Raw genomic sequence first — 7,719 nt, 5'->3', positions numbered from 1 at the left:
CATGAATGCGTTCATGGTTGCTCCATTCCGGTAGCCCTGGGCACCGGTAGCCAGTCGTCGGGCAGTCGCTTGATGTACGGCAGAAACGTGGGAAGGGCCGGCAGTTCACCTTTACGCAGCCGCCGCCATTCCCCTCTCAGATAATTTATCAGCTCCCCCACCTGTTTGCGCACCAGCCGGAAACCGGCCGAGCGGAAAAGGCTGCGCACGATCGTCAGCAACTGCACCTGGTTGTCGACGGCGATCGCCTTGTGAATCCGGGTACGCCACTGCTTCATGCTGTCCGCCGTGTAGTGCCAGGACCAGCCAACACCGTCGTGGACCAGCTCATACCCCCATAACTGAATCCGCCGTTTCGCAGGGTCGTGAAGCGGTTCGCTCTGCACTGAGCCTGCACCTTCACTCGTCACCATCAGAAGCGCATGCACCTCAGTGAGCGCGGCCTCCCTGAGCGACAAAAACTTCGCACAGGCCAGACCGCTACGTTTGCGTCGCCAGCGCGATTGTTTGCTGATCTCGGTCTCGTACCGCGCTGCGAATTGCCGTGCGAGCTGCGCTGCCTTTTCAGGGCTGCAGGCGATTTGTTGGTAACGGTCATAACCATCGATGACCGCGTCCTGGACACGCTGCATCAACACAAAACGGTGCTGGTAGTGGACGTGCATACCGATACCTAATAAAGAGACCTAATACATTCTACAAGGATCTTTCAGACGTTCAATGATGGGATTGGCGGAACCTAATAACTAGAGGTTCCTGAGGTAGGGGGAATTACACGCCGCTGTAGGGCATTACGACTTGACCGTGCTGAACGGGGAGGACGCCACCCTCTGCAAAATAGGGGGGCCGCCAATCCCCCGACAACACACACACGTCGCTGAAGTTAGCGTGCCAACGCTAACCAGCACGCCGTAGCGTGGTGCCCGTAATGGGGCTCGCCATGCTGCAACGGGCGCTAGGGGCTGCAATGCCCCTTTCGACCCAATCCCCTTGGGGACGACGTTGGGCGACGTGGACACGGACGACGGGAGGCAATGCCTGTCGGTCCTGGTCACGGTGAAACCGGGTGAAAGCCCCGGACGCGGGACCTACCGAAAGGGGGTGACGCGTTCCACACACGTAGGCTGCTGAGGCCGTCGAAATACGGCAGGGAGACGAGGGGAAACCTGGACTCTCCGGGACCTTGGGAAACCGGGGCTCGCTGGATAGCTCAAGCGTGTAAATGCCCCCATGCAGGGGGCTATGTGGAGTAGTGTTAAGCCTGTGGCCCAGGGGGTGATAGCCCTGGACTAGTTAGGCAGCGACGAAGCGCACATGTAGTAGGCGAGCCGCTTTGGAACCTCGGGCCGCTGAAACCGCCGCAAGGTGGGTAGGGTCGTTGACCCAAGCATGTGTAGTGGAGCTGGCAGGCGTAACACCGCGCAGTAGCGGTGATCTAACACGGGAAGCGCTGACTGCCGTTGACCTCGGATGGCACCAAGGTAGGCAAAAGCGTGGGAGCGTTGCTCAGTAGGGTTGATCCGACCTGCTCACCTGGCAGTGGTGGGACGGGGACCGAAAGGCGACAGCGTGTGTTGTGACGTGTGTGTGTTGTGTGGCGTGGTCGGGCTTGGCAGCCCGACCTTGTTTGGAGATGGATACGCGTGGTTCTGCAGGGAACCGGTGAGACCTCATGACTAACGAGCGGATTGCTCAAAACGCGAAATTTCGCGACTTATGGCTTAGACGCCAGGAGCTCACTCGCCTTAAACGGGCTGAGCTGGAGCCGCAATGAAACCAACCATGGGACTAGACCTTGACCATAAGGCGTCTCCTTGGAGATGTTTTTTGTCAAACGGATTTCTAGTCTCAGGCGAGGTTAAATGCGGTGGTGGGTGCTGTTTCAAAGCCCCCTGTGATTGAACAATTTCCGGACCGTTCCGGGCTCCCAAATTAGTAAAGCTGCAATCGTGCAGAGCGGAGAGTGTCAGGCGCATTGTTCGGGCACTTATTTTTAAACCATACAAAACCCCTCCGGCATGACCGAGAGGGGTTTTTTTATAAAAAATCCCATCTTGGGACGTGAGAAATTTTTTAAGCGGTGGTGGTGACACAGGTCTTATCGATATTACATAGGTGTCCACTCATCACAGCGGACATCTCAAATGATGGTTCACACCAAAGCGTTTTTGTACGACACCCTGGTCAACGTCATGGCCTCCCTGCTGCTCGATCTGCTGCACCTGGTATTCCATTTGATGGAATCGACATCAGCCTGCCAAATCATCTTGGCACCGGCCCTGTGCAGGCTGACGTGAGACTACAGCTCGACGGCAAAGCCCTTGATGCCTTGGGCTTCGGCAAACCGGCCCACAGCGGTCAAGCTGGCCCAGGTGCGCAGCGCTTCGCGCCGCGAGCGCACCGGCAGCCAGCGTGAGCCATCACCGCCCAAGCGAATGGCCAACCCCCATTTATCACCGTGTCGGCTGACGAGCACTTCGCGCACCGCTCCCCCCTCGAGCATGGCGCGCAGCGCATCTTCATGAATGCCAGTCCGCATTACGCGACTGACTGCAAAGTGAGCTGGAAGCCGCGGCGCTTGATCTCCTCGATCAGGTCATCCAGCGACACACCCTGGAGAAGATCTGCCATCTCTTCTACCTCCACCGCAGCCTCGCTCAAGGGTTTCACGCGTTGTAGGTACGCCTCGATTTTCATCGCCGTCGCTTCGCTAGGACGAGCGTGATGACTTTTACCCGGCTCGGTTTCATAACGCTGAACCATGGTCTTGGAGATCCCGGAGCCTTCGGCGACTTGCTCCTGGGTCAGACCGCGTTGGATACGGGCGCGGCGCAACTCTTCATGGTAACGGGTATTGCTGATGGCTTTAGATGCGTTCACAGGCGTCTTCCTAAGTGGTTAGCTGTCTAATTAGTCACTTAACTGGTGATAAAGCCAATTCTAAACAAGTCAAAACAAGTGTCAAGGTGACAAATAATGTTTGTTTTTTTATTTTTTACGCACCTTTTAAAACTTCAAAACCACACCCAACGCTCTTGGTAGACCACTACCCCACCTACTGGCGTCCATCAGGCACAAAAAAGCCCACCGGCGTGGGCTTTTTTGTGGGGGGCAATTGAACGAATGCCCCGTTATGCGCAGGCAGGATCACTCGCCGAAGAGTTTCTTTAAGGACTCGGCCGAGGCCTCGATAATGCTTTGCAACTCGGCGGCGTCGCTCGCCGCAATGGTCACAGTCCAGAACACGGACGCCTTATCGTCTGACGTGTAGGTAATGTCCACGGCGTCGATGCTCCCGGCCACCCGATGCGACTCAAAGCGCAACGCGTTGCATGGTGCCCGGAAGTGGCACAAGGTATGGAGCAAGTCGATCTGCAACGATCCGGTTGGGAAAACTGAAAACCGTGCTTCTGCCCTGTCGCGGCCGATGATTGTGTAGGTGCGTTCCGTGTTGATTTGACTCATGCAGGATTCCTTCTCGGTTAGTCACGCGCATTCGGTTAGCCCGGCAGACGTGTTCCTTTCGGAGCCCTATTTAAACAGCTCGGCATGGCTGCCAAGCTCGACGAAAATCACGTCCTCTTTTGTCACCTGGTAGATCAGCAAGAAGTCGCCGCGGATATGGCATTCGCGGTAGCCGGCCCAGTCGCCGGTCAGCTCGTGATCCAGGTATTCCTTCGGCAGAGGCTCGCCCATCCAGAGGAGCGTCATCACCTCGCGCAGCTCGTGCATGTCATGCCGGCCTGCGCGGTTGTAACGCTCCCAGGATTTCTTGAACTCAGGCGTGCGGTCGGTGCGCTTGGGCAGCTGCGCCCGCTTTTCGTTTGCCGGCTTTGGGGGCTTCTTCGCCATCTAGATCCTTAAACAGCTCGTCAATCGAATCGAACCGACTACGGATCTCGCGCGCCTGGGCCAGAGCTCGGGCGGTTTTCTCCGAAGGAACCCGCACCTCGAAGGGCAGGCCTTGAGTTGCCACGACCTGACGGAGGAAAAGGCGCATCGCGTCGCTGACGCTCAAGCCACAGGCCTTGAGAATGTCCGTGGCGTGTTCCTTCAAGTCCTCCTCGATGCGGCAACGCACGTCGGTGGTTTTCAGTAATGCGGCCATGGTATCACCTCTCAGCTAGTTTTGTAGCTACATCGTTACTACATAAACCATTATTAACGGTTGATCAAAAAAGAGCAACCATCTGCTAATCACATTTCGCAGCTAAACCCCGAGAGGACTGGGCTTGATGACATCCCCCTGCTAACCCCACCACCACCGCTGACTGTAACCCTGCCGCTGACGGTGATTCAGGTTATGCGCTAGCTGGGTTCAATCGTGAACTGATTGCGTGCAAGCGTAGCGCGCAGGGCGGAGCCAGCGCCGTGAAGGAGCGAAGCGCCCTTCCATTGTCTAAAGGTCGTTTGCGGTGTTTGTAGGGCGCACAGCGACTGGAACGGCGCCTGATCCTGCTTAACACGGTAGTAAATACACCATTTATCGTTTTAAACAGCATAAGTGTGGCGGCCAAAGGCCGGCCGGCGCTTTACGTCGTTAGTGGCAAAGAATCCCACCATGTTGTCTGGGACAGTTACCCACCTCCTTCGCTTCGCTCACTGGAGGGGAGCAAGTCACCGGAATGACGCGAATCCTATTTTTACTTTTTACTTTTTACTTTTAGACGCGCTGGAACACCCGAACTACGGGACCTGCAGCCTTGTAAAAGGGAGGGATTGACGGTTTAAAAGGGAGGGATTGACGGTTTAAAAGGGAGGGATTGACGGTTTAAAAGGGAGGGATTGACGGTTTAAGGGGAGGTAAATAATATCCTCCCTAAATAACTCGCGGGTGCGGTATGGATACTGATTTGCAGATAGTGAAATCGAACCACATCATTGAGGCATCCTACCGCCTAAGCGTTGCAGAACAACGCGTCATCCTGTCCGCAATCAGCCAGGTGCGTCGAGATCAGCCTGTCACTGATGCTGTGCTTTACAGCGTTACCGCTGCAGAAATAGCGCAGCTCTGCGGTACCGATCCAAAGACAGCCTATCGCGACCTTCAGAGCGCCGCTGAACGACTGCAAACTCGCCGCGTGAGCCTGCTGCTAGAGCCTGATGGTGTCACTATCCGTTCTAAGCGTCGCCGGGTCACCGTATGGGTGCAGACTGTCGATTACATCGACCAAGAAGGCCGTATTGAGATGCGCTTTGGCAAGGATATTCTCCCCTACCTGACCGGCCTACAGCGTGAGTTCACGCGCTACGCGTTATCCGATGTGGCCAGAATGACTAGCGCTCACGGCATCCGCCTATACGAGCTGCTGGTTCAATGGCCTGATGGCCATCGCGAGATTGCCGTAGACGACCTACGTCGCTGGCTACAGCTGGAAGATCGCTACCCCTCAATCAAGGATTTCAAGCGCTGGGTTATCGATCCGTCTGTCGAGCAAATCAATGAGCACAGCCCCCTGACCTTAACCTGGAGCCAACGCAAGACCGGGCGCAAGGTCACGCACCTGATATTCGATTACACCCTGAAAAGGAAACCGATCAAAGCCGTCAGGAAGACCACAGAAAAACGAAATGGTGGGAAGAAACTGACGGATCAGGACATTGCACGGCAAGCACGTCCAGGTGAGTCATGGGAGGCTGCGCGAACGCGCTTAAACCAGATCCCAATGGACCTTTGATTGTTAAGGTTGGTTAAGGACCGATAAACCAAAAAAATGGACAAAATCGGCTATTTCAGTGAAACCAGAAAAACAGCTCATCCGTACCCTACGAAACGCGTTTCGTAGGGTACGGATGAGCTGTTTTTTTGTCAACACGCGATTTCCGCTTCTGCTATAACATTGACGTGAGCTAATTGCTCACCTATCTCTAACCACTCATCGAAGTGGTTTTTCTATGTTTATGGGGTTCCTATCATGGCTGCTAAACCAATGATCGAGTCATCTTCAACTCTGTCGATTGAGGCAAGTCGTGCCCTGGTTAAGCAAATCTGCAATGTGGGCCTGTCTGCTGAACGCAAAGAAAGCCTGAAGCAATACGCCTCAATGGCTCAAAAAGCGTTTTCCAGAGCATCTTCTACTCGCTAACGCTAAGCAGTGCCTCTAGAGAACTTTGACGATTTAGTAATCGTCCCTGCTTCTGAGCTTGACGATCAGGACGAACTCAGCGACCTGATCCAAGAATTTGACTGTGGCGACCACGAGCTCAACGCCTTTTTGGCTGAAGAGGCACTGCCCTATCAACAGCACGGTTTGACCTTCACTTACCTCGTTTTCAACAAGGAAGTTTCGGCTGCCAATTTGGTGGGGTTCTATAGTCTTTCGAGCGATAGCCTAAGGTTGGAGGGGGTAGAGCTCACGGAGCTAGGCCTACCATTCGAGGCACCTCTCTTATTTTTCCCAGCAGTAAAGCTGACGAAATTAGCAGTCACCGAACACATTCAATCTGCTGGCCTAGGTGCACACCTAATCAAGTTAATCGTAGGTTCTGTATTCACTACACAGGCAGCAGTGCGGCTGATCACGGTGAATGCTGTCAATCGGCGTAGAACTCTAGCTTTCTACGAGAAGCAGGGGTTCATTGAATGTATTCGTACAGTCCAGAAGCCCCGCAAGGGACCTCCTGAACCACCCGCAACGGTGCTGATGTATAAAGACATCTACCTCTAGCGCTGTCGCCAATGAGCACATATCAAGAATGCTAAAGTGACGGGTACCCTACAGACAGAACCCGACACTGCCCTACATGGCAAAATTAACCATCGGCCGCATGGCAAATCTCTATGGTTTGCACCGTTCAACACTGCATGAAGCCGTAGCCAAGGGTCGCGTGACTGCTGGTCTCGACGGCAAAGGGCAGAAGGTCATCGACCTGTCTGAAATGATCCGGGTTTACGGTGAGCCACCTGGCTCCGCCCGACACTCCCCTACACCATCGCCAGACACCTCCCCTACACCTCTTTTCGATGCCCTACACCCCCTCCTGGAAGAGCTGCGTTTGTTGCGCGAAGAAGTCCGAGAATTGCGCGAGACGATGCGCTTGCTCGAACACAAACCCGAGATTGTGCCAACACAACCGCAAGCGACCGTCCCTTCAAAGCCTCAAGAGCCCGCCACATGGGCCACCCTGTTCAGCGCGTTGGACGACTGAGGCAAAAGCGGAAAACCTTGATGTACAGGGCTCCAACGTGGCGACCGGATGAAATGTGCCATCGTTAGAGGATCGCCGTGGTTTTCTCTGTAAACCTCTTTTTTGCCTTGTTAATCACCGTGGTTAACAAAGCAAAAAAGAGGTTTACAACAGGACGTGGCCTAGCATTTCCGGGGCCCCCGACGCTCATGACCCATATTAGAAATATCCCAGGAGCGTAGCGGCAGAACACTGGCGAGCGACAGAACACTGGTGAAATGTGCCATCGTTAATGAATCGCCGCGCTTCCGGGGGAGAAACGCAGATCACTGCCAGAGAACGCCCGTACGCACTCAGCCTCGCTTCGCCGGGCGGCGGACAAGGCGCTTGATTCTCCGCGCCACCCAAACCAGCGGCGCAAAGTACAGCCGGGGGGCCTCACGGGCGGCCTTGGTGAATTCCTGCATGAATGCGTTCATGGTTGCTCCATTCCGGTAGCCCTGGGCACCGGTAGCCAGTCGTCGGGCAGTCGCTTGATGTACGGCAGAAACGTGGGAAGGGCCGGCAGTTCACCTTTACGCAGCCGCCGCC

12 protein-coding genes are annotated in these 7,719 nt (G+C 55.1%); 5 read left to right on the top strand and 7 right to left on the bottom strand.

Annotated elements, in window-relative coordinates; genetic code table 11:
- Nucleotides 1-11 precede the first annotated feature (11 nt).
- Nucleotides 12-665 (bottom strand): hypothetical protein, encoded by a 654-nt coding sequence (locus AC19YR_RS24345; RefSeq protein WP_195788198.1) that lies wholly within the window; start codon nt 663-665, stop codon nt 12-14.
- Nucleotides 666-2,144: 1,479 nt separating this feature from the next.
- Here AC19YR_RS24345 and AC19YR_RS24340 point away from each other — a divergent pair.
- Nucleotides 2,145-2,297 carry a hypothetical protein gene (locus tag AC19YR_RS24340; protein ID WP_195788196.1) on the top strand — a complete coding sequence of 51 codons (153 nt, stop codon included), beginning with the start codon at nt 2,145-2,147 and terminating at the stop codon, nt 2,295-2,297.
- Between the two features lie 2 nt (nt 2,298-2,299).
- On the opposite strand, the gene AC19YR_RS24335 is transcribed toward AC19YR_RS24340, so the two are convergent.
- The 5 genes from AC19YR_RS24335 to AC19YR_RS24315 form a co-directional block, all read right to left on the bottom strand.
- Nucleotides 2,300-2,539, bottom strand: coding sequence for a hypothetical protein (locus tag AC19YR_RS24335; protein WP_195788194.1), 240 nt, complete (start codon nt 2,537-2,539; stop codon nt 2,300-2,302).
- Nucleotides 2,539-2,880 carry a helix-turn-helix domain-containing protein gene (locus AC19YR_RS24330; RefSeq protein ID WP_195788192.1) on the bottom strand — a complete coding sequence of 114 codons (342 nt, stop codon included), beginning with the start codon at nt 2,878-2,880 and terminating at the stop codon, nt 2,539-2,541. The genes AC19YR_RS24335 and AC19YR_RS24330 overlap by 1 nt, the downstream gene beginning before the upstream one ends.
- 267 nt (nt 2,881-3,147) lie before the next feature.
- Nucleotides 3,148-3,465, bottom strand: coding sequence for a hypothetical protein (locus AC19YR_RS24325; RefSeq protein WP_195788190.1), 318 nt, complete (start codon nt 3,463-3,465; stop codon nt 3,148-3,150).
- A gap of 66 nt (nt 3,466-3,531) precedes the next feature.
- A complete protein-coding gene (locus AC19YR_RS24320; RefSeq protein WP_195788188.1) occupies nt 3,532-3,852 on the bottom strand; it encodes a type II toxin-antitoxin system YafQ family toxin in 321 nt (106 codons plus the stop codon).
- Entirely contained in the window at nt 3,779-4,108 is a 330-nt protein-coding gene (locus tag AC19YR_RS24315; protein WP_195788186.1) for a type II toxin-antitoxin system RelB/DinJ family antitoxin, read from the bottom strand. The genes AC19YR_RS24320 and AC19YR_RS24315 overlap by 74 nt, the downstream gene beginning before the upstream one ends.
- A gap of 733 nt (nt 4,109-4,841) precedes the next feature.
- On the opposite strand from AC19YR_RS24315, the gene AC19YR_RS24310 reads away from it, so the two are divergent.
- The 4 genes from AC19YR_RS24310 to AC19YR_RS24295 all read left to right on the top strand — a co-directional run bounded on the left by AC19YR_RS24310 (nt 4,842) and on the right by AC19YR_RS24295 (nt 7,149).
- Nucleotides 4,842-5,678 (top strand): replication initiation protein, encoded by an 837-nt coding sequence (locus tag AC19YR_RS24310; RefSeq protein ID WP_500600405.1) that lies wholly within the window; start codon nt 4,842-4,844, stop codon nt 5,676-5,678.
- Nucleotides 5,679-5,915: 237 nt separating this feature from the next.
- Nucleotides 5,916-6,086, top strand: a complete 171-nt coding sequence (locus tag AC19YR_RS24305; protein ID WP_500600404.1) for a hypothetical protein — start codon at nt 5,916-5,918, stop codon at nt 6,084-6,086.
- 9 nt (nt 6,087-6,095) lie between these two features.
- Nucleotides 6,096-6,668 (top strand): hypothetical protein, encoded by a 573-nt coding sequence (locus AC19YR_RS24300; RefSeq protein WP_500600403.1) that lies wholly within the window; start codon nt 6,096-6,098, stop codon nt 6,666-6,668.
- Between the two features lie 76 nt (nt 6,669-6,744).
- Nucleotides 6,745-7,149 (top strand): hypothetical protein, encoded by a 405-nt coding sequence (locus tag AC19YR_RS24295; RefSeq protein ID WP_500600402.1) that lies wholly within the window; start codon nt 6,745-6,747, stop codon nt 7,147-7,149.
- Between the two features lie 332 nt (nt 7,150-7,481).
- Here the strand turns inward: AC19YR_RS24295 and AC19YR_RS24290 are convergent, their stop codons facing one another.
- Complete coding sequence (locus AC19YR_RS24290; RefSeq protein WP_268241200.1) at nt 7,482-7,607, bottom strand: hypothetical protein; 126 nt, start codon at nt 7,605-7,607, stop codon at nt 7,482-7,484.
- Nucleotides 7,608-7,719 lie beyond the last annotated feature (112 nt).

It is taken from the genome of Pseudomonas sp. MF08817 (assembly GCF_059862705.1).
The sequence above is the reverse complement of the archived record's forward strand: the minus strand, read 5'-3'. Positions and strand labels throughout refer to the sequence as shown.